This is a genomic window from Candidatus Eisenbacteria bacterium (assembly GCA_016867715.1).
Lineage (GTDB): Bacteria > Orphanbacterota > Orphanbacteria > Orphanbacterales > Orphanbacteraceae > VGIW01.
Genome location: VGIW01000042.1, coordinates 1 through 26735, shown reverse-complemented (window position 1 = coordinate 26735; position 26735 = coordinate 1). Strand labels below are relative to the sequence as shown.

The window sequence follows — 26735 nt, the reverse complement described above, 5'->3', positions numbered from 1 at the left end:
GAGGCGCTCCCCGCCGGCGCATACGAAGAAACGTGGGACGGGCGAGGGAACGGCGGCGAGGAGGCCGCCTCCGGCATCTACTTCGCCGAGCTTCGCTCCGGAAGCACGACGGAGACCGTCCGGCTGCATCTGATCCGATAAAAGAGGGGACGCCTGGCCTTTTTCGCTCGTTCGATGACGAGCGCACGATTGGGAACCCCCACGCCGGTGAGCCGTCGAAGCAAGAAAGGGTCCCTGCCCCCCGATTTCCCTCTTGAGTTTTCTAAGGCGGCACCTTAGATTTCTCAGTCATGCGGTACGTGCGTCGCGAGCTCGAGCGCCGGGTCCTCGCCGCCGCGCGGGACTTTCCCGCGGTGGTTCTCACGGGACCCCGTCGCGCCGGAAAGACCTTCCTTCTTCGCCATCTCCTCCCCGACGCCGGGTATTACCTCTTCGAGGATCCGGATCTCGTCGCGCGCTTCCGATCCGACCCGCAAGGGTTCCTCGACGACGTGCGGCTCCCCGCCATCCTCGACGAGATCCAGAACGTCCCCGAGGTCTTCAACTTCGTCCGAGCGCGGATCGACCGAGCCCCACGCCGGATGGGCCGTTGGTTCCTCACCGGCTCGCGCGAGGCAGGGCTCATGCGGAACGTGAGCGAGTCGATGGCGGGAAGGGCCGCCGTTCTCCACCTCTTTCCGATGTCGGTGCGCGAGCATCCGAAGGTCGGGATCCTCCGCGGGGGCTATCCCGAGGTCCTCGCGAGGCCCCGCGCGGCGTCTCTCTGGTTCAGTTCCTACCTCCAGACGTATCTCGAAAGAGACGTGCGCTCGATCGCCGCCGTTCAAGATCTGGCCGCCTTCCGGAGGTTCCTCGCGCTCCTCGCCGCGCGGCACGGCCGCATTCTCAACAAGACCGATCTTGCCGCCCCGCTCGGGATGAGCATTCCCGGAATCACGGCGTGGCTTCGGATCCTCGAGGCGACCCAGCAGATCGTCCTCGTGCCCCCCTTCTTCGAGAACCTGGGGAAGAGGCTTGTCAAGTCGCCCAAGCTCTACCTCGCGGATTCGGGGTTGGTCTGTCACCTCCTCGGCATCGACACGGAAGCGGAGCTTCGGAAATCGCCGCTCCTCGGCGAGGTCTTCGAGGGTTTCCTCGCCGCCGAGATCGTGAAAGCACAGGTGAACGCTGGACGGCGCCCTGAGATCTACACGTTTCGCGACCAACAGGGACTCGAGGTGGACTTCCTCGTTCCGATGAAGGGGGGCCGGTTCGCTCTCATCGAAGCCAAGGCCTCGCGGACGGCGGTCCCGTCGATGGCCGCCCCGATGCTCCGTCTCGCCGAGGCGTGGAAGGCGCGGCGCGGTGCGAGAAGCCGCATCGACCTCTTCGTGGTTCACGAGTCGCCGCGAGCCTGCGCTCCATCCCGCGCGATCGCGCCCGGCGTTCGCGCTCTCCCGTGGCCGATTTTCCTGAAGGAGATGAAGCTCGATTAGCCGGCAACCCAGGGAGCGCCTTCCGGAACACATGGAGATCCGCTCGATGCCGGCTTGTGCGCTCGTGCCCGGTCATTGCGGGGGCGCGTGCCCTTTCTCTTTGGTGACAAACGCTCCTTCTCGCGATCACGCATTCGGAAAAGGGCGCGTTTCCCCGATTGCTGCCATCGGAACTGCGGCTTCCTCGGCCAAGAGAGACGATGCTCCTGGGTTCACTCAGTACCCGATACCTTCTCGCTCCTCTCGGCGGCGGCGTCCCCGCGAGCGTGCGTCTCCACGGCGCGCGGCCGAACCCCTTCAACGCGACCACGCGGATCCGCTTCGATCTTCCCGAGAGCGGAAGCGCGAGCCTCGCGATCTACGATCTCGCGGGTCGCCTCGTGCGTGTTCTTCTCGATGAGGCGCTCCCCGCCGGCGCATACGAAGAAACGTGGGACGGGCGAGGGAACGGCGGCGAGGAGGCCGCCTCCGGCATCTACTTCGCCGAGCTTCGGTCAGGAAGCACGACGGAGACCGTCCGCCTGCACCTCATTCGATGAAGATGAAAGAGAGGACGCCTGGCAAACTCGGGGACATGATACCGATTTCGGCACGACTTCCGGCTTATCCCGATCGCGGGCGGGGCGAAATCGGTAGGGTGTCCCCCAAATCCCCCAAATCGAGCGCTTGACCGCACGGCCCAAACGGACGATACTCCCGAATAGTCCGACCAATATGGAGGATGTTCCCGAATGGCCGTTCTCCCCCGCCTTCTCCGTCTCTGTCTCCCCAAGCGCCAGTCCGCATTTCTCTGGGGTCCACGGAAGACGGGAAAGACCACCCTCCTTCGAACGATGTTTCCGGAGAGCCTCCGGTTCGATCTCCTGGATACGGATCTCCTGCTCGAACTCACGAAGCGCCCCGCTCTTCTTCGCGAACGGATCGAGGCGGCGGACCCGAAAAGGCTCCGGCATCCCGTCCTCATCGACGAGGTGCAGAAAGTCCCCCGCCTTCTCGACGAGATCCATGGGCTCATCGAAAACAAAGCACTTCGCTTCATCCTCTGCGGTTCCAGCGCGAGGAAGCTGAAGCGGGGACGCGCGAACCTCCTCGGCGGGCGGGCGTGGAGATATACGCTGCATCCCCTCGTGTCCGCCGAGGTTCAGGATCTCGATCTTCTCATCGCGCTCAATCGAGGGATGATCCCCGCGCACTACCTCGACGCGGCCTACGAGAAATCACTCGAGGCCTACGTGCGCGACTACCTCAAGGAGGAGGTCTTTGACGAGGGTCTCACGCGCAACATGCCGGCATTCTCGCGCTTCCTCGACGCGGTTGGCTATTCGCATGGCGAGCTCACGAACTACGCGAACATCGCCCGCGACTCCGGCGTCGACGCGAAGACGGTGAAGGGATACTACGAAATCCTGGTCGACACTCTTCTCGGAACGATGATCGAGCCGTTCAAGAAACGGCAGGATCGACGGGTGATCTCCAAGGCGGGGAAGTTCTATCTGTTCGATGTCGGGGTGGTGGGCGTCCTCACGAAACGCCGCATCGTAGAAGAGCGCGGGGAAGCGTTCGGGCGGGCGCTCGAGCATTTCATCCTGATGGAGATTCTCGCGCACCGATCGTACAAGGAACTTTCTTACGACGTGAACTTCTGGCGGACAAAGCAAGGGCACGAAGTGGACTTCGTCCTCGCGAGGGGCGAGGTCGCGATCGAGGTGAAGGGTTCCTCGCGCGTCGATCGAGCCGAGTTCCGGTCGCTTCAGATGTTCAGGGAGGAATACCGGCCGCGCCGCGCGATCCTCGTCTCGAACGAGCGGGCGCCCCGCGTGCACGAGAAGATCCTCGTCCTTCCGTGGCGGGAGTTCCTACGAAGGCTCTGGGGCGGAGCGATTCTCACCTAGGGACCGAGAGTTCCCTTCCTCTCTTCTCCATTCGGGGGCAAGAATACCACCGGCACCGAAACGGCGGAAGGCCAGGGGGCTTCGCCCCCTGGACCCCCATGTCAGAATACAGAATCCAGCAAACCAGAATCCAGTACCCATCTTACTGACTGCGGGCCACCCGGAACCCGACGTAGTTGGGCGCGAGCGACGGGCTGACGTCGTACCGGGCCGAGCAGCGCAGGTAGTTGTCGTTGCCGCCCCACGAGCCCCCACGCAACACCCGATACGAGCCGGTACCCGGCCCCGTCGGATCCGTCGCCGGAGAGGTTCCCAGATCGCACTGCCACCAATCGTTGCACCACTCCCACACGCTCCCCGCCATGTCGTAAAGACCGAGCGACGCAGGCGCCGCAGGATAGCTGCCGACCGCCGCGGTCCGCGGGTACTCCCCCGAGAGACAGCCCCAGTAGTTCGCCCGGCTGCAATCCGGCGCCTCGTTCCCCCACGGATAGATCCGCTCGTCGTCGTACTGCGCCGCATACTCCCACTCCGCGTCCGTCGGAAGACGATACCCCGCCGCCGTGTACGGATTTCCCCCGTTGCACGACCACGTCGAGTGGTTATACGCGCGAGCCAGGCCGGCCTGCAGGCTCAGCCAATCGCAGTACGCCGCCGCCCCGTACCAAGTCACCACCACCACCGGGTGGTTCTCCTTCCCCGGCGTCACCGTGAACGTCCCCGCATTGAACTTGATCCGGCTGTAGCTGCTCCCGACATTGACCAACCGAACCGTGCTCCCGTCCAGGTTGTCGTTCACAGACAAAGACGTCGCCGTCACGTAGCCCTCGTCGTACGCCCACTGGAGCGCGTCCCGATACTGCCGGTTCGTCACCTCGTACTGCCCGAGGTCGAACGGATGGGTGAGCGTCACCTCGCGCTCGTCGATCCCGCAAAACGCGGCCCCATCCCCCATCGTGAACGTCCCGACGGGGACCGAGACCACCGGCGGAGGTCTCAGGGCAATGTTCGGATCGTAATCGCTCTCCAGTATCTCCGGTGGCGGAAACGGCCGGGAGCCGGCTTCCGTGCATTTCCTGGCCGTTTCGAGTTCTTCGATCCCGACGGCTCTTTGGATTTCGTTCGGCGCTTCTTCCCGGCAGCCGAGGATCGCGGTCAAGAGGCCGACGGTCAGGAGGAAGACGCCAAGCACCGCGAAGAAGTCTCGCCTCCGATTTGCCGGCCGTCTCGTGCGCACTTTGGTTCTGGTAAGCATGTGTTCCTCCTTAGGTTTCAACCGGAAGTCACCAGAATAGATTTTGAGGAAGCACTCGCGACTTCGATGGGCTGGAGCATCGGTCTCTCTCCTCTTCGTTCGCTCGCCCTTCTCTCTTCAATCCTATTCATCATAAGCTTCCCCACGCTCGACGAGGACCGCGCCCCATGAGAAGCTTTCCGTACCAGGCACGGCTGCACGTTCCTCGGACGCGACGGACGCGGTTCGATGACGTCCGTCCGGAATGGCTGGGCTTGTATTTGCTTCTCGGCATGAGAAATCACCGATCGATTTTCCGGAACGTAGTGTATCACACGCATCCGGGCGTGTCGAGGGTTTCCGGGACATCTCGGTGCCGCGCCGCGGAATCTCGAAGTGGGAACACAATCCCGCGCGCGCTCTCTACCCCGCCCGAATCGGTTCGGGAAGATCACCGGCGAATGAGACGCGGGCAAACGCTTCGCGGCGCGCGGCTTCGAGAAGATCGATGTCGCGGACGAGGTCGGCCGCCCCGAGGCCGAGTGACCCGTGCTGTCTCTCTCCGAGAAGCTCGCCGCTCCCGCGGATGCGGAGATCCTCCTCCGCGATGCGGAAGCCGTCGTTCGTCCTCTCGATCGCGCGGAGGCGCTCCTCCGCTTCCGGAGTGATCGGACCGCGCGTCACGAGAAAGCACGACGAGGGAAGATCGCTCCTCCCCACGCGCCCGCGGATCTGATGAAGCTGCGAGAGCCCGAAGCGATCCGCCTCCTCGACGATCATCACGGTCGCAAGCGGGAGATCGATCCCAACCTCGACGATCGTGGTCGCGACGAGCACGTCGATCGCTCCCTCGCGAAGCCGATCGACGACCTCGATCCTCTCCGCGACCGGAAGACGCCCGTGGAGACAACCGACCCGCCGATCGCGAAAGAAACCCTTCGCGAGCTTCTCCGCGGCGGAGACGGCGGCGCGCCGGTCCTTCGCCTCGCTCTCCTCGACGAGCGGAAAGAGGACGAAGCCCTGCTCGCCCGCGTCGATCCGCTGGCGAAGATGCCGGTACCCCTCGATCGCCCCGCGCCCTTCGAGGCGCTTCGTCCAGACCGGCCGCCGTCCCGGCGGGAGCGTCCGGATCACCGAGAGATCGAGATCGCCGTAGAGCGTGAGCGCGAGGGAACGCGGGATCGGCGTCGCCGAAAGAAGGAGAAAGTGACAGCGCTCCCCCTTCGCAGGGAGAAGAGCCCTCTGACGCACGCCGAAACGGTGCTGCTCGTCGACCACCGCGAGCGCGAGGTTCCGAAAGCGGGTCGCCTCCTCGAGAAGCGCGTGCGTCCCGACGACGAGCGCGAGGTCTCCTTCCGCGATCCGCTCGCGGGTCCGCTTTCGTTCCGACATCGAACGATCACCCGTGAGGAGTCCGACCTCGATGCCGAGCGGGCCGAAGCGCTCTTTGAGCGCGCGGGCGTGCTGGCGCGCGAGGACCTCGGTCGGGACGAGAAGGGCCGCTTGCCCGCCGCCCCCGACGACCGACGCGATCGCCGCCGCCGCGACGACCGTCTTCCCCGACCCGACGTCCCCGACGAGAAGCCGCTCCATCGGCCGTCCCGATTCGAGATCGGCGCGGATCTCCTCGATCGCTCGTTCCTGATCGGCGGTGAGGCGGAAAGGGAGCGCCTCGAGGAAGCGGGAGAAGAGAGGGCAGGCCCCCGCGAGCACGTGCGGCGTCCGCGCGCGCTCCCTCGCGCGCAGCGAGACGGCGAACGCCGATTGCAGGCGGTACAATTCTTCAAACACGAAGCGTCTTCGCGCCCGCTTCGCGTCTTCGATCGCCTCGGGGCGGTGCGCGGCGAGGAGCGCCTCGCGAATCTCCGGGAAGCCGAGGCGCGCGCGGAGATCCTCGGGGAGCGGATCGTCGAGGGTGCCGACGTGTTCGAGCGCGCGGCGGACCGCCTTTCGGAGAACGCGCGGCGGGAGGCTCGGGATCGCCGGATAGCGCGCCACGATCCGCTCGAACTCCCGCTCCTCCTCCTTCCGGATCGTCTCGAACTCGGGGTGAAGAAGCGCGGGGGGCGATCCGGTCGGCGTCCCCTTGACGAGAAGGCGAGCCCCCGGTTTCAAGCTCCTGGCGAGATACGGCGCGTGAAACCAGAGCGCGCGGATCGAGCCGGTCGCGTCGGCGAGGATCCCCTCGACCGCGGTCACCCGCCACCCGCGACGGAGGGCGCGAATCGAATCGAGGCGGACATCGAGAACGACCGTCTCCCCCGCGCGCGCCTCGGCGACCGATCGCTTCTCGCCGGGGAGAACGTACTCGCGCGGGAGGAGACGGAGAAGATCGCCGACCGTGACGACGCCGCGGAGAGAGAGCGCTTCCGCGCGCGAGGGACCAATCCCGGGGAGGGTCCGCACGCTCACCCCACGATCGATCGGCCCGCCCGCCAACGGTCTACTTCCCGTCCCCCGGCTTCCACCGGAGGATGTAGATCTCGCCCGCGTCGCGCCGCTCGTCGTTCGGCCCGTCACCGAGCATCGTCCCCGCGAGAAGGCACACGCGGTCGCTCAAGCGGCTGCTCTCGAGAAGCGTCGCGATCTTGTCCCCCGCCGACGGGCCGAGCATCCGAAGATCCGCCGCTTCCGGCTCCAGAAGATCGACGATCGGCCGGAGGTCCGACTGGGGGCGTCCGAGGAATACGTACAACATCCCGGCGTCGACCCGCGACCCGCCGGGTCCATCGTTGAGGAGTGAAGAGGTCACGAGATCGCCGTACCCGTCTTCGTTCCAATCCAAACAATGGAGAACCGAACCGACCTGGTCTCCGCGCTCGGCGCCATAGATCGTGAGATCCCTCCCGAGCGCGAGGTCGAGCATCGTCCCCGGCCCCGCGGAGCGGCTCCCGAAGAGGACGTATACCTCGCCGCAGTTCTCCCTCTCGTTGTTCGGGCCGTCGGCGAGGTTCGCGCCGATCACGAGGTCGTCGACACGGTCCCCGTCGAGATCCCCCGCGGAGACGGCGATTCCGGCCGCGTCGTACGCCTCGGCGCCGTAGATCGTGTACTCGCTCCCATCCGAGAGCACACGCTCCCCCGCAAAGCGGGTTCCGGGCGCGCCGAAGAGGACATACACCTCTCCCGCGTTCGTCCGGCCGTTCGCGGGGCCGTCCGCGAACCCGCATCCGAGGAAGAGATCGATTTCGCCGTCTCCATTCCAGTCGCCGGCCGCCATCGCGCTCCCGAGCGCGTCCGCGTCATCCCCGCCGTAGAGAACCGGAAGGTTCATGACCGAAAGATCCAGGATCCCGACGATCTCGTCGCGGAGATCCCCGTAGAGAACGTACACCGCGCCGGCGTCGCGCGTCTCCCCTCTCGGCCCGCTCGCGCCGACCGCGGCGAGGAGAAGATCCTCTTTTCCGTCGTGATCGAGATCGGCGACGAGGATTCGCCGGCCGAGCCGATCTCCTTCCTCGCACCCCAGAATGAGAAGATCCGGGGTCTTTCTCACGTCAAGAACTTCGCGCTTCTTTCCGTCCGAACCGCCGAGAAGAAGAAACGCTTGGCCCGAGCGGGGCCGGAGCGAGTCGGAGGGACCGTCCGCGTAGCGCGCGCCGATGAGAAGATCCGGGATGCCGTCTCCGTCCCAATCGCCGACGTCGGCGGATGAGCCGATCCGGTCGTTCGACTCCGCCCCGTAGATCACCGACGCGTTCCACGACCCCTTCCCTTCCTTCTCGCGCGGCCCGCCGAAGTAGACGGCGACCTCTCCCGACCGCGCCCGGTTGTTGTGGCGCCCGTCGGCGAGCCACGCCCCGAGGATGATCTCGTCGTAGCCGTCGCCGTCGAGATCGCCGAAGCGGACCTGCACGCCGAGCTCGTCCTCGGCGTCGGCGCCCATGAAGCGGACGTCGTGTCTCTCCATGAGATCGATCGAGGCGGCGCTCGGCTTCTCCGTCTCGGCGGCGGGCCCGGCGGGGAGAAGCGCGAGCGCGGCGACAGCGAGGAACAGGCGGAGATCCCTCACGCGCGGCCTCCCCTCTCGGTCTCGATCGTCCCCTCGAAGACCTCCTCGCACCATCCCTTGAGAAGTAAAGCGCCTTCGGCCTCCTCGATCGCGAGAACGCCCCCTTGCATCACCGCCCGCACCTTCGAATCGACGAGGCCCTTCCGCCGGGCGGCGGCGAACGCGCCGGAGGCCCCCGTCCCCGATGATTCCACCGGGCCGACGCCGCGTTCCCACAGCACCACGTGAAGCTCGCCCGGACCGATCACCCGCGCGAAGTCGACGTTCGTCCGCTCGGGAAAGATCGGGTGGTTCTCGATCTCGCGCCCGAGCCGCTTCCAGTTCGCGTCGTCCCATCCTTCGAACACGACCGCCTGCGGGTTCCCGATGTTCACGCAGGAGACGCGTATGGTCTCTTCGGAAAGACGAATCGGGAGATCGATCGCCTCGTCCCCCTCCGCTCGAACCGGAATCTCCGGGGGACGAAAGCGCGGAGCGACGATCCGCGAGGCGAGAAAGCACCTCGCTCCGGTCTTCTCCTCGAGAAGGTGACCGGAGACGCCCGCGACCGTCTCGACCGTCGCGGAAACGCGGTCCCCGCCGGCGCGCGCGAGAACGTACGACGCGACGCACCGCGTCCCGTTCCCCGACATCTCCCCCTCGCTTCCGTCCGGGTTGAAGATCCGCACGAGAACGTCCGCCTCCTCGGAGAGGAGAAGAAGAAGGAGCGTATCGGCGCCGACGCCGCTCTTCCGATCGCAGAGCGCGCGGGCGAGCGCCGCGGGATCGGCGACCGGAACGCGGCGTGCGTCGACGAGAACGAAATCGTTTCGGAGCGCTTGGAGCTTCGTGAAGGGAACGCGCATGCGCCGCCTCGCTCGGGGAAGGTGGTCGATTCGCCGCAAGCATACCGGCGCTCCGCGCCCGGCGCAAGGATGTGTACCAGGTACCGTCGGGGGGTGCACCGGATCCAGCGGCCCGGCGCAAGGATGCGTACCCAACACAGTGGGAGAAGTGTGCCAGGTACAGTTGACAGCCGAGCGGGCGGTCGCTATGGTAGCCGCGTCATGCGAAGAGCCCTTCCGCTCGCGGCCCTCCTTCTTCTCGCCGTCTTTCGAGAGGCGCCGGCCCTCGAGGCGGGACCGCACCCTTACTTCTCCCGCACCGCATCCGGATCCGCGATGGGGAACGCGATCGTCTCGCTCCCGGCGCATCCGTCGAACATCTGGGCGAACCCGGCGGGGCTCGCGTTTCAGGAAGGGGCGCTCTTCTACGCCGCGCCGCACGACGAGGTGAGCGGATACAGCGAGGACTTCCGCGACCGCGTGCTCGCCGCGAGCAGCGAGCGGCCCGGCGCGGGGGGGATCGGGATCGCGATCATCGTCCGGCAGAACGATGATCAGCTCTATCGATCCGGGGACGCGATCCGCAGGGTCGACATCATCGAGCCGGCCTTCTTCCTCGCCTACGGGCGGAAGGTCGGCGCGAAGACGGCGGCCGGCGTTTCACTCTTCGGATATCAACATCGCGCGGACGTCGATCTCTTCGACGGGAGCCCGACCGCCGGGCTCGCGGCCAGCGTCCTTCGGGTTTGGGATCATGCTCTTCGCGGGAAGCTTCCTCTCGAGTGGCGATGGGGGTTCGCCGCGGGAAACATCGGGCCTTCGTACGACATCGGCGAGACCGAGACGAACCTTCCCCTCTACCTTCGAACCGGCGTCTCGACGAAGTGGGAGGCGGGGCGGCAGAACCGCGTGGTCGGCTCCGCCGATCTCTACTTTCTCCCCCGCAAGGAGGGCGAAGCCGGGAGACGCTTCGGCGGGGGGATCGGCGCGGAGACCGTTCTCGCCGGAACGGCGGCGATCCGCGTCGGATACGTTTGGGACGAGGAGCGGGACCGGAGCGATCCCACGTTCGGGTTCGGGATCGGGAACGAGGTCTATCCGCACATCGGCGGGATGATCGAGTACGGGCACGGGCCGGGAGACGGCGCGGGCGGCGACTTCGCCGATCATTTCGGAGTGCGCGTGTACTGGATTCCCTAGCCTTCCCTCCGAAACGCGAAGCGCCCGCCGGAGCGGGCGCCTCTTCGTCTCGCGCGGACGAGCACGATCACTTCCGTTCGAGAACGTACTTTCCTCCGAAGTCGAACAATTCAAGCTTAAATGTTCCCGCGGGGCCTCCCCCGCCCGCCGAACGGGACGGGTTGATCTCGGAGACGTAACCGCCGAGCGGGAGGGTCCGGTTCTCGGCGGCGAGCGCCCGGAGAAGGAGCGCGATGCCGTCCTCGCGGATCGGCGAAAGCTGGAATAGGAGGCCGCCGGTTCGAAGAGCGAACTGGTCCAGACGCACGGTTCTCCGCACCTCCCGCGCGCGGCTCACGACCCCGGTGTCCGGAGAGGCGTCCGCGGAAGCGACCTCTTCGGCCGCAGGCTCTCCCGCGGAGGAATCGGCCGTATCCGCGACCGCCGGAGCCCGCTCCTCCACGACCTCCTCGGTCCCCAGGAACTCCACCTCGGCCGGCATCCAGATCTTCTTCCCCGCGATGTCCGCCGGCAGTTTCCCCGCCCAAGCGGCCGGGTCGACCGCCTCGTACAGGGAGACGTCGTAGAGCCGATGCTCCACAAGGGTCGGGAGATCGGACTCGCCGAGCACCCACTTCGTGTCGAGGCGTTCCTCTCCGAGCTCATAGCCCTCGAGGCGGAGGTGCGGGTAGGGGTTTCGCCACTTGCGGACGAGCAGCTTGAACGGGTTCCCCTCAAGGGTCGGGTAGATCTCCTCGAACCCGTCGGCCGTCAAGATCTGGTACGCCATCCCCTCGCGGAGGAGGGCGAAGTCCCCCTTCACCGCCAGGACTTCGGGCGACGTCAGACGGTAAGTGTCCGTCTTGCTCGGGATCGCGCCGCTCATCGCATCGGCGAGACCGGCATCAACGAACTTCTCCCCCCCGCCGCACGAGAGCGTGAGGAGAGCGAGCGGAAGCGCGAGAAGAACCGCGAGAGAACGCATGATCAAGCCCCCGATCGAACGTTTTTCGATGACATCCGGTTGGCAACGCTACCACCCGGCGCCGCACGGTGTCAATCGCGATCCCCCGTGGGGGTTGACCTCCATCCGGCAGAAACTCAGCATGTCTCTTCTCGGCTGGGGGCCGGGGGAGGGAGGGGCTGAGACGGCCCTCACTCGGGCGGCCGCGCAAGGAGCGCGATTCTGACGGATGGACGTTCATGCGGCCGGGTCCTTCCGGGAGTCGCGCGGCGCGGTGCAGGCTATCGGAGGAGGAGCATCGGCAGGACGGAGGATCCCTCGGTGTGGACCACGCGGCAGAAATAGCGCCCGCTCGGCGCTTCCCGGCCGGCCTCGTCGCGCCCATCCCACCGAAAGACCGTCCGCCCCTCGCGTACGCCGCCGGAAAAGAGGACGCGCACGAGGGCGCCCGCGGCGTCGTGCACGGCCGCCCGAACCTCGCGCGGGCGGTCCGACTCGATTGCGACCTCCGTCTCTGGATTGAAGGGGTTCGGCCGGTTGCCGAGGATGCGAATCGGCACCGGCCCGCGATCCGCGGAGGGAGCGGGGGAATCACCCCCCCTTCGAACGGTGAGCGAACAGGGAGGATCGGTGACGTTTCCCGTCGCGCTCACGGCGCGAACGAAGAGCCGGTGTTCTCCGGAGTCGGGAACGGCCGCCTCGATCGAGAAGCGCGGCTCCCCGCGGACCCCGCTCTCCTGGAGGAGCGCCCGGACCCACGGCCCCGCGTCGATCCGATACTCGACCGCGGCAACCGTGTCGATCGCGATCGAATGACCGTAACCGAGCGGGTTTCGGTTCGGGTGCGGAAGAACCGCGGCCTTCCCATCGACGCGGACCGCGCCTCCCCGGCCGAGCGAGAGGATCTCCACGGTCGGGCGGCGTCCGAGAGCCTCGGGAAAGCCGTCGCCGTCCGCGTCGATCCAGCCGACCTGCCCGCGCGCCGTCTCGCTGATCGTCGCCGCGCCGATCGGGGAGCTTCGCATGATGCAGCGGGGATCGTTTTCCGGACACGACCCGTACTGGCTGTTCCGCGTCTCCCAACCGAGATAGCCGGAGACGCGGTCGCAGGGGACGTGGGCCGCGTAGTATTGGTCGAGCGCGTAGAAGATGTGTCCGGTCTCGTGGGCGCACACGGACGCGAAGTTCTCCGGCCCCCAACCGTCGTTGTCGAGGGTGAGGACCATGTAGGGCCCCCCCAGATAGGCGTACGCGAACGTTCCGTCCGCGAACATTCCATCTTCATCTTCCGATGAATCGACGATGAAGACCGCAAACGCCCAGTCGAGGCCGCGGCGCTCCTTGAGGTCGTTCACGAGATTCTGCGCCCCCTGAAAGCGGTTCGCGCCGCCGAACCCGAGCGCATCGAGCGCCTCGCCGATCCAGACGCCTTCCTCGCGTTGCGCCCTTCGGATCGGCTCCACGGAAACCGGCACGTCCGTGTGGAACTCGTACGTGAACGAGAGAAGCCCGGACGGCGCGCGCGACGCCCAGAACTCCATCGCCTCGACGACCCCCGAGAGGACGAGGAGCTTCTCCTCCTCCGTCCAATCTTCCGACGACGGCTCGGCGCGCCCGTCCGACTCGACGAGAACGACCGCCACGCCGACCTTCCCCAGCAGGTACTCGCTCCCGTCCCAGAACCCGGCCCCGTCCGGCCCGAGCGAGATCTCCGCCTTGGCGCCGGCGAGAGGAGGAAGGAGCGCATCGCCCACGAGCGGCTTCCCGGCCGCTTCGACCTTCGCGAGGGGATCCCTCGCCGAGAGTAGAAGACGATTCCAAATCCGCTCGGAGAGCGTGCGCGGGTCGGGGTGCAGCCCGGAGTGGACGGTCCGTCCGTCTCCCGGCCCCCTCGCGACCTTCTCCGCCCCGAGCGAACTTATCGCCGCGAGGCAGGTTCCGTCCGGGAAGACGTGCCGAACGTGCCCGCCCGTCTCCCGGACCACCGACGCTGGATCTTCGTCGGAAAACAACGGGGCGCTCGGGGTGATGAAACAGAGAGCCTCTCGCCCGCCCGCGCCGGCCGCAGCCGGCCCGGCGCCCCCCGGAAGCAGGAGAAGGAGAAGGCAAAGAGAAGCGCGCGCAATTCTCGGCATGGCATCCCCCGACACGTCGGGAAGAGTCGCAACCGCGGTGCCAAGGATGCGCGCCGCTCAAACAATGAACTCATCCTAAGCTGTAGTTCGATAATGGGTTATGGCGCCACCCGCTCGCTCGAGCCGGCCCTTCGGAGAGAGGGGGCACGCCCCTCGCGCGATGCACCGCCCCGGGGATGCGAAACGCGAACAGACGAGCGCTTGATCGCGCATCGGGTGCCCCCGGGTACTCCGGAGGAGTCCGTTGGAGGAAGGTCGACAACCGGCGGGGGCGTGCGGCAAGATCGGACGGTGAGAGGCGTCTCGACGGGGGACGCGCGCGGTCGCGATTCGATCGATGCAAGAACGATTCTTAATTCAAGCGATCAGCGGATCGGGATCGGCGTGAAGACGAGAAGGAAGAGGGCGAGCGTCGCCGCGCCGATCCACCTTCTCGGAGAGTCGAGCCCGACCTCCTCGTCGAGCATCGGCGGATGCCGATAGCCGAAGAAGAGGATGAGGAAGACGAAGACGAGCCAGTAGCGGTACGTGGAGATCGCCAGAAGCGCGAAGGCGACGAGGGCGACGAGCGAGATCCTCGCCGCGCGCGGGCCGAAGAGACCGTAGAGCACGTGGCCTCCATCGAGCTGGCCGACCGGAACGAGGTTGAGCGCGGTCACGTAGAGCCCCGCCCACCCGGCGAACGCCATCGGATGGAGCAGGAGCGTCTGCCCCTCGGGGAGAGGCCCGTGGACGAGGCGCTGCAGCGCCGAGAAGAGGATCGAATCCCCGAGCGAGAGCGCGCCCGCGAAGCTCCCCTCGCCGACGACGCTCGAAAGACGGATCCCGACCCACGTGATCGGGATCGCCACGACCACCCCCGCAAGAGGACCCGCGACACCGACATCGAAAAGCTGCCGGCGCGTAGCGTTCCGGCCGTCCATTTTGATCACCGCCCCCATCGTCCCGAAGATCGTGCTCGGAAGCGGGAGGAAATAGGGAAGGGTCGAGGGGATTCCGTGACGGCGGGCGGTGAGGTAGTGGCCCATCTCGTGGGCGAGAAGAATCCCGAGAAGCGAGAAGGAATAGGCGAAGCCGCCGGCGAGAATCGTCGAACCGACCGTAAGGACGAAGAGAAGCGCGTGAAGAGTCGGGAAGGGTTTTCGTTGAGGACGGACGATCCAAGCTCCTTCCACCGGATCGAACTCCATCGTCTCTCCCGCGGAACGGTAGGAAGGCGGAAGGTTGCTCATGAACGCCCCCCTTCCGCCACGAGCTCTCGAAGAAACGCCGCGTAGCGGGCGCCGATCGCGTCCCACGAGAACTCGCGCTCGGCGAGCGCCCGAGCCCGCGCTCCCATCGCGCGGCGCTCTTCGGGCGGAAGCGCGGCGAAGCGGCGGATCCCGCCCGCGAGCGCCTCTCCCCCGCTCTCCACGACGATTCCGCACCGATGCTTCTCGACGAGAGCCGCCGGCTCCCCGACGCGCGTGAGGAGAACCGGCCTCCCGAGCGCGAGGTACTCGGCGAACTTGGTCGGCATCGCGACCTCCGTCGCGCCGTTCCTCTCCCTCGGGATGAGAAGAAGATCCGCCTCGGCGAGAAGCGGGATGAGCCCCTTCTGGTCCGTCTTCCGAATCCTCTCGACCTGTCCACCGGAGAGGGAGACGAACCTCTCCTCGATCGAGCGATCCTCGTCGCCGAAACCGATCACGCGGAGGCGAAAGCCTCGACCCGAACGGGAGACGAGATAGAGAAGATTGTCGACCCCTTGCCACGCGTCGAAACGCCCGGCGTACGCGACGAGCGGCTCTTCCCGCGAGGGAGGCGGATCGATCGGCGCGAAGAGATCGAGGTCGACCCCGTTTCGAACGACGGAGACGCGATCGCTAGGCACCCCTCGCGCGCGAACCTTTTCTGCGAGCGGCTCGGAAACGACGATCACACGCGACGATGCGCGAAGCCCGGCGCGCTCCTTGATCCTCTCCTGGAAGACACGGAGGCGTCTCAGGACGCCCGCGCCCTCCCGGAGCTCCGCCTCCGCGACCGTGTCGCCGTGCATGTCGAACACGAGGCGCCCGCGGCGCTCGCGCGGCAGGAAAGCCGCAGCGAACGCCGCCGCGGCGCTCCCCGCGTGCAAGACATCCGCCGTCCCGATTCCGTGGACGCGCCGAATCTTGAGCGCGTGCAGGAACGTCGGCTTGCCGAGGGCCCCGTCGCCGAGGTAGGCGACGGAGGCGCCGATCCCCGCCCGCTCGAGCGCGGCGGCCAGCGATCGGAGCCTGTAGTTGTACGCATCGTCCGAGTCGGAGCGGTTGTGCGAGAGGATGAGGACGCGCACCAGATGAACTCCCGAGTCGCGAGTCCCGCTATGATACCATAGGAAAGCGCGGCGCGGCGTGCCGCGGGGAGGAAAGAGATCGAGGCGTTCCGGGGAGCGCTCGTCGCGCTCGAGAAGGAAGAAGCGGTCGCGATCGCCACCGTGATCCGCGCCGAGGGCTCGACCCCGCGCGAGGCGGGGGCTCACATGGCGGTGCGGCCGGACGGATCCGTGCTGGAGACGGTCGGAGGCGGGTGCGGCGAGCACGAGGTCGTGCGCGCGGCTCGAGGCTCGATGGCGAGCGGACGGGCCGCGATCGTACGGCTCGACCTCGCGGGTCCCGCCGACTCCGGCGCCTCGCCCGTCTGCGGCGGAACGATGGAGGTCCTCGTCGAGCCGCTCCGAACCGTGAGCGACCGCGAATGGCTCCCCGCGCTCGTTCGGCTTCGCGAGCAAGGCCGCACGGTCTTCCTCGTGCGCGAGCTGGTCGAGAGCGGCCCGGTCGAGAGCCGCGTTCTCACCGTGGCCGATGCGGACGGGACCGTCGTCTGGGGCGGGACCGAGGCGTCGGTCCTGTCCGAGTCGCTCCGAGGCTCCGGGCCCTCCGTGCGTTTCATCGAGAGGACGAAGAGCCGAGGGCGCCTCCTCCTCGAGACGATCCCTCCGGTCGATCGGATGATCATCGTCGGAGGAGGACACATCGGAAAGGCGCTCGCCGTGATCGCCTCTCTTCTGCGATTCGAAGTTACGATCCTCGACGAAAGGGAGGAGTTCGCGGACCGGGAGAGGTTTCCGTTCGCGACGGAGGTCCGTCACGGAGACCCGGGCGTGATCCTCGAGACCGTTCCGGGAGGCGAGACCGGGTACTTCGTCCTCGTCAGCCACGGGTACCCGACCGACGTGAGGGCTCTCCGCACCCTTCTTCGAAAGCCGACGCGCTATATCGGCATGATCGGATCGAGGAGACGCGTGGAGATGGTCCGTCGCGCTCTTTCCAAGGACGGGCTCGAGCGGGAGTTCGCCGACCGGGTGTACGGACCGATCGGTCTGGCCATTGGCTCAGAGACGCCCGAGGAGATCGCGGTCAGCATCGCGGCGGAGATCGTCGCCGTCCGGAACGGCCTCGGTCGGAGCGCGGGCTCTCTCTCCGCGACGCGGGTTCCGGGATGAGCCCGCGGGAGGCGTTGGGGCTCGCGTCTTCCGGTTGCCCGTTCGACATCGCGGCCGCCTCCCGCGGTTTCCACGGTTGTTTCCCACTCGATTGGTGTTCCGTCCCGGTAGCCGTATCACCCCCTTCCCTCGTTCAAGCACCCAGTCGTTCTCGCTCCCGAGGAGCACCCCTTCTCCTCGGCGTTTCGATGGAATGGCAAGACCCGTTCCAAGCAAGGTCGCGCGGGACGAATCCCGCATCCGACCGGCGGACAAGGAGTTCCCGAGAGAGGGAGGGACGGGGCCTCGGCCGAACCGACAACGAGATGGACGAAAGGCGCGGCGACGCGCCCACGGCGTGGGCGGCGCGCCCGCCAAGGAGAGCAGGATGAGCGCGCGGCGAGCATGGATGACCGGGGCGGGGCGCGGAATCGGCAGAGAGACAGCGCGCCTCTTCGCGGAGAACGGATGGGACCTCTACCTCTCCTCGCGAACCGAGGCGGACCTCGAGGAGACCGTGCGTCTCTCCGCGCGCGCCGGCGTCCGCATCGTCTCGCTCCCGCTGGACGTCCGATCTCCGGACGCGGTGCGGGAAGCGGTCCGCGTGATCGAAGAGGACGGAGGCGGCCCGGACGCGATCGTCCTCTCCGCGGGGGTCGGATCGTTCGCCTCTCTCGCCGAGGTTCCGCCGGACGAATGGGATCGGATGATCGGGGTCAACCTAACCGGCGCGTTCCTCTGCATGCGCGCCGCCATCCCCGGGATGATCCAGAAGGGGAGCGGGCGGATCGTGGCGCTCTCGTCGGTCGCGGCGCGCGCGGTGCTTCGAGGCTCCGCCGCCTACTCCGCGTCGAAGGCGGGTCTCGTCGCGCTCGCCAACGTCGCGCGCGAGGAGCTGAGGGGGACGGGCGTCGGCGTGAGCGTGGTCTCTCCGGGCGCGGTCGCCTCTTCATTCTGGGACACGGTGGAGAGCGAACTCGACAGAAACCGGATGATCCCCGTGCGCCGGATCGCCGAGACGATTCTCCGCCTCGCCGAGGAACCGCCGGGGGCGGTGACCGAGGAGATCGCGATCCTCCCTCCCGACGGGATACTTTAGGACTCCAACCCGGGCGGAATCCTAGCGTACCTTGCCGAGCGCAAGCCCGGCCGTCGCTTCCTCGAAAGCCTCGCGGAGAATCTCCTCGCCGGTCGCGCGAAGAATCGTTCGGAGAGCTTCCTCCGTGGAGACGCCGCGCGCGAACGCGTTCAGAAGCGCGTGAAGACGGGTGATGCCATATGTATCAATGATCCAATGGGCGACCACATAGGATTCAAGATACGCTTGTTCCACGAGAGAACGGTCGATTCGGAGAAAGGACTCCTCGAGATCCCGGAGAGGCACGAAGGAGGAGTCTCTCGCCATGCGCCGGGCCGCTTCCGCCCGGGCTCGATCCCACTCCCCGGCAAGAACCTGCGCGAGCCCCTCGTTGAGCCACGCGGGGCAGCGGCCGTCGGTCCAATCGTAGAGCACCGCGTGGACGTACTCGTGGATCGCCAGCGCCCGGAATCTCTCCTCTCTCTCTTCGAAGGCGGGGAACGGGACGCGGATCTTTCCGTCGTAGAGCCCCCCCGTCCAATCGTGACCTTCGGTCAGCGCGCGAAACTCCTCGGGGGGATAGACCACCACGGTCACCGATCCGTTCGTCCGGCGGGAAAGCTCCGCGGAGACATGCCGCCTCGCGTCCTCGAGAATCTCGAGCATCCCTTGCGCAAGTCGCTCCGCCTCCGGGAAGGACGGATCGTACCGGATTCGAAATCGTTCGTTCGCGATCGTTCGGAAGCTTTTCTCCAGCTTTCTCTCGCGATCCGCCTTCTCGATCCGATCCAGAACCTCGCCCCCCTCGGGGTTCAGACCGAGCGCGCGCCGCCATTCCTCGATCGCCCCGTCGAGATCGTCGAGCTCGTAGGCCGCATTCCCGAGAAGAACGCGCGATCCGCCGTCGCGCGGATCGAGCTCCGCCGCCCGCGCGAAGGCCCGAAAGGCATCCTCGTGATTCCGCATCTCCTGATGAACGAACCCGAGAACGTTGTGAAAGAAGGCGTGATGCGGAACGAGAGCGACCGCGCGCTCCGCTTCGGCGACCGCCTCCGCATAGAGGGGCCGAGTCATCCGGCCGCGCGCGATCTGAAGCGCGAGGCGGGCGTGAGCGGACGCCAGGTTGAACCGGATCGTCTCTTCGTCCGGCCGAAGGCGGGAGGCGGTCTCGAAGCAGGTGCACGCGCTCCGGTAGTCCTCCGCCTGAAAATGCCGAATCCCGCGGTCGTTCCAGACCGCGGCATCGGAGATGGCCGAGGCCGCGCCCGGCGCGTTCGGCGACGCGGCGAGCGCGAGCGCGCACCAAAAAACGGCGTGAACGAGCCCGAATCGCAACGAATGTCCCCTCGGTTCCCGGTTCCGGGAGAGCGGCCCGGAAGACCGCTCCTACCGAGGATCGGCAGGCCGTGGGGGCGATTGAGCCGCGGAGCAAGGGGAACGGGCGGCTCGGCTTCTCTCCCAAAGGCGGATCGCGAAGAAGGAGGCGACGAGGATCGTCTCGGGCATGACCGGAAGGGAGTAGCGCATTCGGACGATAGTAAGCGCATGAATCATCCACATATACAGCGTTAGCAGGAGAAACGGGAGAAGATCGAAGCGTTTCCAGCCCCGCGCGTAGCCCGCGATCGCGAGAAGGAGGATCGGGACCTGCACGAGGAGGTTGCCGGCGAGCACCTTCGGCTGGCCGAAGTACCAGAACGCGCCGAGCTTCACGAGAAACGCCCTCGCGAACGCCCCCGGATCCGACACGATCCGAGCGAGCGCGCTGCCGACGAGCGAGTTCTCCTCGCGCGCGCTCTCTCTCGCCCTCTCTTCTCTTTCCTTCGAATCCGCCGGAAGGTCTCTCCAGCGGCGCTCCGGCTGGTTCTCGAAGAAGCGGACGAGGCTCTCGTCAGCCCCAGCGAAGCTCTCGTTCATTCCTTGGTTGAGGGCGCGCCCCGACCGGAGCGTGATCGGCACGAACGTCCCGGCGGCGCGGTGCCCGCGGGCGATCCAGGGGGCCGTGACGGCGGCCGCCGCGGCGAACATCGCGAGAACGAGAAGGACGCGCCGCGCGGGGGCAAGCGATCGAAGACCGAGGACGAGCGCCGCGAGAACGATCGGAAAGAAGAGCACCTTCTCCTTCACGAGGACGGCGAGCCCGAACAGGATCCCGGCCGCCGCCGCGTCCCCGAGGCGCCCTTCCGACCGAAGACGAAGAAGAAAGAGCACCATCGCGGTGAGGAGAAGAACGAAGAGAACCTCGGGCGCGACGCGCGCGTTGTAGACGATCGCCTGCGGATAGAGCGCCCAGGCGAGCGACCCGAGGAGCGCAACGCGGCGGTTCTTGAACACGCGCATTCCGATCAAGAAGATGAGAAGCGCGGTCGCGCCGTCCAGGAACGGCTGCACGAGCCGGATCCGGAACCCCTCGTTCACCTCCTCGCCGAAGACGAAGTAGAGCGCTGCGAGGAAGTACACGTATCCCGGGGGCGTCACGAGGTTCGGGATGTCTCCCGGCCGATCGACGAAACCATGGCCGTGAAGGACATGGCGCGCGATCTCGTCGTAGCCGTCGTCCACTCCCTTCCAATGGAGACGCTCCCCGATTGCGGGGAAGACCGCGAACGCGTAGACGAGTCGGAGAAGAACGGCGATTAGGAGAATGCCGAGCAAGACCCGATCGCGCGCGATCGACCGCAAAGCGGATCCCTCCTTTCGGCGTCCCCGAGACGCGCTTCCTTCGGAGAAGCGGTTCGCGTTCATCATAGCGGAGGGACCCAAACGACTCAAGACGCGCGGCGCCGCCCTCCTTCCCGGGGACGCCGCGCTTCCGCGCCTGGGAGCTTTCTGCTAGAATCCCAGGAAACTCGAGGAAGGAGTCGAGCGTGGCCTATCACGTCAACATTCGCTGGGACGAGCTCCGCAGGGCGTACGAGCAAGGTTCCGCGGAAGCCCGCTATTTCCTCGACGTTCAGACGGGCGAGATCGTCCCGATCTTCGTCGATCTCATCGAGCGGGGAGGCAATCCGGAGGACGCGCGAAGAATCGCTTCAGGCGTAAATGTCCGCTACTTCCTCATCCCGCATAAGCCCTCGCGCGAGGGGTATGCGGAGATGGAGGAGTTCATCGGAACGGTGAAGGACAAGCGGCTCCGGCAGACCCTGATCGAGGGGATCGAGGGGAAGGGAGCTTTTAGGCGCTTCCGCGAGATCCTCGTCTCCTATCCCTCCGAGGAAGAACGTTGGCTGGCGCTCCGCGACCGGAGAATCCGCGAGGAGATCGAGGACTGGCTCCGGAAGAACGACATCGTTCTCAAGGAGCCGTAGCCTGAGCTCGGGCGCGCGGACGCTCTCCGCCCTTCTCGCCGTTCAGGTCCTCTTCGCCGTCCATTACCTCGCGGCGAAGGAGGTCGTCGAGGTCGTCCCGCCCAGGGTCTGGGCGTTCCTGCGAGTCCTCGCCGCGGCGGTTCTCCTCCTCGCGATCGAACGACTCCGCAGGCCGCGAGCGAACGTCGCGCGGAACGACTTTCTCCGCCTCGGGCTCTACGCACTCTTCGGGGTCGTGATCAACCAGCTTTGCTTCACCGAGGGGATTCTCCGAACGACCCCCTCCCATTCCGCGCTCATCAACACGCTGATTCCGGTCGCGACGTTCTTCTTCGCTCTCGTCTTCCGAAAGGAAACCGCCTCCGCGCGCAAGGTGTGCGGGCTTCTTCTTGCTCTCTCCGGCGTTCTCGTGCTTCTTCGAGTGCACGACTTCTCCTACGACGAGCGCTGGGTGCGGGGCGACCTTCTCACGCTTCTCAACGCGGGGTCCTTCGGGCTCTTCCTCGTGATCTCGCGGGACGTCGTGCGGAAGCACCCCCCTCTCGCCATGACCGCCTACACGATGGCCTGGGGAGCGCTCGGGATCGCGGCGTTCGGCTTGCCCGGCCTCGCGGCGTTCGATCCGTCGGCGATCCGTCCTGAGCTCTTCGCGCTGATGGCGTGGATCGTGATCTTCGCGACGGTCACCACGTATCTCTTGAACTACTACGCACTCTCGAAGGTCGATTCGTCGACCGTCGCTCTCTTTATCTATCTACAACCCCTGCTCGCGACGCTTCTCTCGGTCTCGCTCGGGCGCGATACGCTGACGCCTCGCCTGCTCGCGAGCGCGGCTCTCATCTTCGCCGGGGTCTTCCTCGTGGCGCGCGCGCCGGCGCGAACGCCTCGCTCGCGCATCCTGGAAGCGGAATGAGGCGGGACGCTTCCCTCACGGGCAGGAGCTTTGTCTCGAATAGAAGACGATGAAGATCGCCGTGTCCGCGAAGTTCACGAGATTGTTCGGATCGCCGTTCAAGTTGCCGCAGTAGCCGGTCCCCGCGTTGAGAAAGGAAGCGTAGAGGAAGACATCCTGAAACCCGACGGCGCCGTCGCCGTTCAGATCCGGGCTCCGAACGTTCACGACGGCGGACTGCACGAGCTCGATCCCCTCGACGGCGGCATGAAGGGTGAGCGTTCCGCACCCTCCGAGGCGTCGAATATCGAGAACCGCGCGGCCGGCCGAATCGGTCGGCGCCGACGAGAAGAAGGACGCGTGCGGAAGCCCCGTTTCGCAGAAGCGGATCTGTTGCCCGATCGAGGAGACGCCCGAGGCGTGCACCGCCACCTCGCCGGCCGGAATGCCCGGAATCGGCTTGCCCCGTGGGTCGATCGCGGTCACGACGATTCGCAGGGTGGAATCGGCGTCGCCACCGGGGGAGAGAAGCACGTTGTTCGTCGCCTCTATCCTCGAGCGGCGCGGATCGATATCGACCGTCGTTACATGAAGGAATACGGGAACCGAGACGGGGTCCCCCGAGTTTTGGGTGATCACGAGAATCGCTTCCTCGTCTCCGGGATCGAGGCCGCTCGCGTCGACATGAACAGAGACCGTGATCGCGTCGCCCGCCGCGACGCTCCCGGACGAGGGAGAGACGGAGAGCCAGGTGATCGGCTCCGTGATGCGGAAGAAGTCGTCGCTCGCGTCCGACACCGATCCGTCCGGGCTCGAGACGCGCACGAGGCAGCTCGTCGAGGCGCCGGCCGGCACCTTCCACACGTACAGCCCGTCGTTCTCTGTTTTCGGCGCGATCGGAAGCCAGGTCATCCCGCCGTCGACCGAGAGATCGATCGAGACTTCGGCGAGCCCAGGAGAGGACGCCCAAAGGACCGGACAATCTTCTCCGCTTCGCACGATCTCTCCGCCGTTCGGCGCGTGAAGGAGGAGAGCCGGACCGGAAAGAGAAAGCACGATCTCCCCGTAGAGAACATGAGGTGGAGCCCCCCATCCGTCTCCCTTCAGCTCCCAAAGGACCCTCATCTTGTCGAAGAAGTCCACGCTCACGGAAACGTTCACGACCGCTTCGGCGATCTCCCCGCCGTGGATTTCGCCCCACATGCCCGGCGCGTTCCAGATCACCTCGGCTCCTTCTCCCATCGCGCCGTTCGTGAGGAGCTTCCTCGTGCCTCCGACAACCGTGAAGTCGGTCGACGAGTTCACCGTGACGCCGAGTGGGAAATCGATCTCCGCGCTCTTGATCCACTCGCTGTCGGGCGTCCCGTTCATGATCGCGAAACGGATGTCGAACGTGGTGCCGGGGCGATACGAGGCCCCGTCGGCGACGATCGAGGATCCCGCGATGCTCTTCAGCCCCGGCGGATTGACATCGATCGCGAACTCGAGAACGGACGCGTCGTCCCCGTTGTTCGCGAGCACGAGATCGAGATCGGCCGTCTCTTCCGGCCCGAGGGAGATCTCAAAGCCGGACGGTTCGACGTCGCACCCCGGATGCGGAACGACGGTGATCGTCCCTTCGTAGGTCTTCGTGTCGGGCCCCGTCACAGTGAGCGCGAGCGTGTCACCGATCTCCAAGGCGCTCCCGATCGGAACCACCGCGACTCCGCTCGCGTTCGTGACGGCGGATCCGAGGAACCGGCCGGCGAGAGAGAGACCGCAGAGAGCGTCCCTCACGTCGGGGACCGACACCGTCATGCTCGTCGCCGTCCGATCAAGCACGTCGGAATGATCGACGAGGATGCGCGCGGGAGCCTTGGTGCGGATCCGCACCGACGGGTCTCCGAAGAGGTGCCACGATTGGAACATCCTCGCGCCGAGCGTTCCGTACTCGTCGATCATGCGGCAGGAACCGCCGAAACAGAGCCCTCCGATCGTCCGCCTCTCGTCCCTCACCAAGAGATCGATGAACTCGTCCTGAGCCGCCATCGGCGGATCCCAGTACTGGCTGGACGCCGAGGCGTAGGCGCCGATCGCTCCGGTCGGAAGCCCGCTGTGCGTCGCGCGGAGAAGCGCCTCCGCGAGGCAGGTGCCCCCCGTGAACTCCCCGTTGACGCAGGAAACCATGAAGACGAACGGCAGCCTCTCGTAATTTCTGAGGGCGGTCACGTGCGTGTTGGAGAACTCGCTCGTCACCCACCTCGTGCGGGACCCGTCGCCGCAGTAGTTGACGAGCCCGCGCCCCTCGTCGAATCCGGCCATGACCTCTGTGACGGTCGCGCCCGGATCGTAGATTCGGTCGACCGTCTCGTAGCCGTCGGAGAGGAGCCGGTCCCGAATGACGTCGATGTGTTCCCAGTCCAGCTCCCCATCGTCTCCGGGACCGTTGGCGGACGCCACGCCCATCGCCCGCCCATACCAATCTCCGCCCTCCGCGGGGTATCTCTCGTAGGAGATGATCCGTGCGACCTGGGTTCGGAGCTGGTAGGACGTGGTCGCGGAGAGGCGCCCGACCAGGAGATCCGGATAGCTGTCCTCCCCCGCGACGAGCGAGTAGCGGGGATCCGCCGCGACGCCGAGCGTGGTGAGGTACGGCATCTGCGGAGCGTCTCCGACGAGAAGAACGAACGCCAGATTCGTTGAGTCATAAAATGCTTGGATGAAGTCGCGAACCGAGATCGAGTCGACGCCGACGGAGGAGACGCCGACCATCGTCGTCTTGATCCCCATCCGGTTCTTCCACTCGGCCAAGGGGGCGAGGTCGGCGAGGAGAGGATCGTGCGCGAGGATCAGCATGTCTCCAGTCTCTCCGACCGGAGTAAACGCGGTCCGCTCGAAATTGAGGAAGTGCTGGTCGTAGATCCGGGCGAATTCCCCGCTCGTCCGCTCTCGCCGAATCCCGACGATCTCATTCCCGCCGCCGGGTCCCGCGAGGCGCGCCTCGATGACGAGCCGCGTGTAAACGCGCAGCGTCCCGAGATAGGAGTTGTACTGGAACGGAAGCGCCGTCACGCACAGCCCGCGGACATCACGGAGAATGTACGGTTCTCCCGCCCGCGCGAGATCCCGCGGATACCAGATGTCCCGATCGTATGTCTCGCCGAAGAGATACGGAACCGAAGAAGGATCGACCGCCCGATCGAGGATTCCCTTCGAAGGAGCCACGCGGATTCCGTCAAACGTCTCGAACTCCGCCTCGAGGACGGAAATCTCCATCCGCCCATCGTTCGGGATCGCGACGCTCCGCACGATCGCCGGGAGATCCGGGTGGCCACCCTGGAACAGGCGGCTCTCACCGGCAAGGCCGACCCGATGGAAGGTTTCGCCGTCGATTACGACGGGGATCATGTCGAAGGCGCCGACGAGAACCTCGATGAGGATGCGCTCCTCGCTCGACTCCAAGAGGCGGACCTCCGCGTCCCGGCGGAACGAGCCGACCTCCACGCGCTCTGCGAGGGCACAATACGGCGAGAGGGCGAGTAGCAGCATCGCCCGGAGAACAGACGGCCTCAAACCGACCTCCTGCAGTCTCCGGGAGGGCAAGCAATCACCGGAGAACGCTGGAATTGCCGAGACCACAAGCGGCCCACTGACGGAAGTCTATCACGACGGCTAAGCCCTTGTCAACGCGAATGTTGTGTCTCGCCACTCGGGGAAGGAACTCGTAACTTCCTTCATCACAACTCCTTCCAGCCGCGCCGGCGGCCGGGCGTCCCGTCGCGCCACCCGACTGGATGCATTCATCCCCTTCTCCCGCAAAAGGATACACAGCTCAATTGCCCCCGGTTATGCGTTGACATGAGATCGGTCAAGATCGCAAGATCCAGGGACGGAACTTCACACGTGTTCCGCTCGTGGATCAAAAACTTGTGTCGAAAGGGTATCCGATACCGACTCGCAATGTGTCGGTCGCCCAGGAAAGAGCATGGGCGAGCCCGCTCAACGGGCCGACCTCCCCCTTGGGGACGCCTCCGAACGCGCCCAGGTCGTCTCCGCATGGGACGACGCAACCACGGCGGGTAACCGCAGCAGGAAAAGGCGGATCCGATCCAGCGAAGACGGGAAGCTCCGGAGCCGGGGGCGGGGCTCGCTTGCTCAAACATGCCGCGCGCGGCGCGCGGCAACTCGCCGCTCTGCCCCGCCCCCCGTCTCCGGAGCAAGACAAACCTGGGCGCCTGGGACCCGCCGTCCGAGAATCAGAAAGGGCGGGCCCGAGAAGAGCCCGCCCCACGAACCATTCACATATGAAAGGAACTAC

Annotated in this window: 20 protein-coding genes; 9 read left to right on the top strand and 11 right to left on the bottom strand. The window is 66.4% G+C overall.

All coding sequences use genetic code 11. The annotated features are described in order from the left end of the window. The 4 genes from FJY73_08695 to FJY73_08680 all read left to right on the top strand — a co-directional run. The coding region (locus tag FJY73_08695; protein MBM3320736.1) for a hypothetical protein at window positions 1-141 on the top strand (141 nt) is incomplete at its 5' end. 149 nt (window positions 142-290) lie between these two features. Then, window positions 291-1475, top strand: a complete 1185-nt coding sequence (locus FJY73_08690; GenBank protein MBM3320735.1) for an ATP-binding protein — start codon at window positions 291-293, stop codon at window positions 1473-1475. 200 nt (window positions 1476-1675) lie between these two features. After that, the gene (locus FJY73_08685; protein ID MBM3320734.1) at window positions 1676-2014 is read left to right on the top strand and encodes a T9SS type A sorting domain-containing protein; all 339 of its coding nucleotides are present in this window, start codon (window positions 1676-1678) and stop codon (window positions 2012-2014) included. Window positions 2015-2206: 192 nt separating this feature from the next. Then, complete coding sequence (locus tag FJY73_08680) at window positions 2207-3367, top strand: ATP-binding protein (GenBank protein ID MBM3320733.1); 1161 nt, start codon at window positions 2207-2209, stop codon at window positions 3365-3367. A gap of 142 nt (window positions 3368-3509) precedes the next feature. On the opposite strand, the gene FJY73_08675 is transcribed toward FJY73_08680, so the two are convergent. From FJY73_08675 to dapF, 4 genes are all read right to left on the bottom strand, one after another. Beyond that, window positions 3510-4622: an SUMF1/EgtB/PvdO family nonheme iron enzyme gene (locus FJY73_08675; protein ID MBM3320732.1), complete on the bottom strand. Its 1113-nt coding sequence runs from the start codon at window positions 4620-4622 to the stop codon at window positions 3510-3512. A gap of 402 nt (window positions 4623-5024) precedes the next feature. Next, a complete protein-coding gene (gene recG, locus FJY73_08670; GenBank protein MBM3320731.1) occupies window positions 5025-7013 on the bottom strand; it encodes an ATP-dependent DNA helicase RecG in 1989 nt (662 codons plus the stop codon). Between the two features lie 31 nt (window positions 7014-7044). Next, window positions 7045-8613 (bottom strand): VCBS repeat-containing protein, encoded by a 1569-nt coding sequence (locus FJY73_08665; protein MBM3320730.1) that lies wholly within the window; start codon window positions 8611-8613, stop codon window positions 7045-7047. Further along, window positions 8610-9458 (bottom strand): diaminopimelate epimerase, encoded by an 849-nt coding sequence (gene dapF / locus FJY73_08660; protein MBM3320729.1) that lies wholly within the window; start codon window positions 9456-9458, stop codon window positions 8610-8612. Before dapF ends, FJY73_08665 begins: the two co-directional genes overlap by 4 nt. Before the next feature lie 201 nt (window positions 9459-9659). Here dapF and FJY73_08655 point away from each other — a divergent pair, with 201 nt between their 5' ends. Beyond that, entirely contained in the window at window positions 9660-10637 is a 978-nt protein-coding gene (locus tag FJY73_08655; protein MBM3320728.1) for a hypothetical protein, read from the top strand. Window positions 10638-10704: 67 nt separating this feature from the next. Here the strand turns inward: FJY73_08655 and FJY73_08650 are convergent, their stop codons facing one another. From FJY73_08650 to FJY73_08635, 4 genes are all read right to left on the bottom strand, one after another. Next, entirely contained in the window at window positions 10705-11601 is an 897-nt protein-coding gene (locus FJY73_08650) for a hypothetical protein (protein ID MBM3320727.1), read from the bottom strand. A 260-nt stretch (window positions 11602-11861) separates the two neighbouring features. Continuing rightward, window positions 11862-13565, bottom strand: a complete 1704-nt coding sequence (locus tag FJY73_08645; protein ID MBM3320726.1) for a hypothetical protein — start codon at window positions 13563-13565, stop codon at window positions 11862-11864. 515 nt (window positions 13566-14080) lie between these two features. After that, window positions 14081-14947, bottom strand: a complete 867-nt coding sequence (locus FJY73_08640; GenBank protein MBM3320725.1) for a site-2 protease family protein — start codon at window positions 14945-14947, stop codon at window positions 14081-14083. Then, window positions 14944-16032 (bottom strand): glycosyltransferase, encoded by a 1089-nt coding sequence (locus FJY73_08635; protein MBM3320724.1) that lies wholly within the window; start codon window positions 16030-16032, stop codon window positions 14944-14946. Before FJY73_08635 ends, FJY73_08640 begins: the two co-directional genes overlap by 4 nt. A 141-nt stretch (window positions 16033-16173) precedes the next feature. Between FJY73_08635 and FJY73_08630 the strand changes: the two genes are divergently transcribed. Next, window positions 16174-17181, top strand: a complete 1008-nt coding sequence (locus tag FJY73_08630; GenBank protein ID MBM3320723.1) for an XdhC family protein — start codon at window positions 16174-16176, stop codon at window positions 17179-17181. A 367-nt stretch (window positions 17182-17548) separates the two neighbouring features. Further along, a complete protein-coding gene (locus FJY73_08625; protein ID MBM3320722.1) occupies window positions 17549-18259 on the top strand; it encodes an SDR family NAD(P)-dependent oxidoreductase in 711 nt (236 codons plus the stop codon). Between the two features lie 21 nt (window positions 18260-18280). Here the strand turns inward: FJY73_08625 and FJY73_08620 are convergent, their stop codons facing one another. Both FJY73_08620 and FJY73_08615 read right to left on the bottom strand, forming a co-directional pair. Then, a complete protein-coding gene (locus FJY73_08620; protein MBM3320721.1) occupies window positions 18281-19573 on the bottom strand; it encodes a tetratricopeptide repeat protein in 1293 nt (430 codons plus the stop codon). 51 nt (window positions 19574-19624) lie between these two features. Beyond that, window positions 19625-20920, bottom strand: coding sequence for a glycosyltransferase family 39 protein (locus FJY73_08615; GenBank protein MBM3320720.1), 1296 nt, complete (start codon window positions 20918-20920; stop codon window positions 19625-19627). A gap of 185 nt (window positions 20921-21105) precedes the next feature. On the opposite strand from FJY73_08615, the gene FJY73_08610 reads away from it, so the two are divergent. Both FJY73_08610 and FJY73_08605 read left to right on the top strand, forming a co-directional pair. Next, the gene (locus FJY73_08610; protein MBM3320719.1) at window positions 21106-21546 is read left to right on the top strand and encodes a hypothetical protein; all 441 of its coding nucleotides are present in this window, start codon (window positions 21106-21108) and stop codon (window positions 21544-21546) included. 235 nt (window positions 21547-21781) lie between these two features. Continuing rightward, window positions 21782-22459: an EamA family transporter gene (locus FJY73_08605; protein MBM3320718.1), complete on the top strand. Its 678-nt coding sequence runs from the start codon at window positions 21782-21784 to the stop codon at window positions 22457-22459. Between the two features lie 15 nt (window positions 22460-22474). On the opposite strand, the gene FJY73_08600 is transcribed toward FJY73_08605, so the two are convergent. After that, entirely contained in the window at window positions 22475-25990 is a 3516-nt protein-coding gene (locus tag FJY73_08600) for a hypothetical protein (protein MBM3320717.1), read from the bottom strand. Between the last annotated feature and the right edge of the window lie 745 nt (window positions 25991-26735).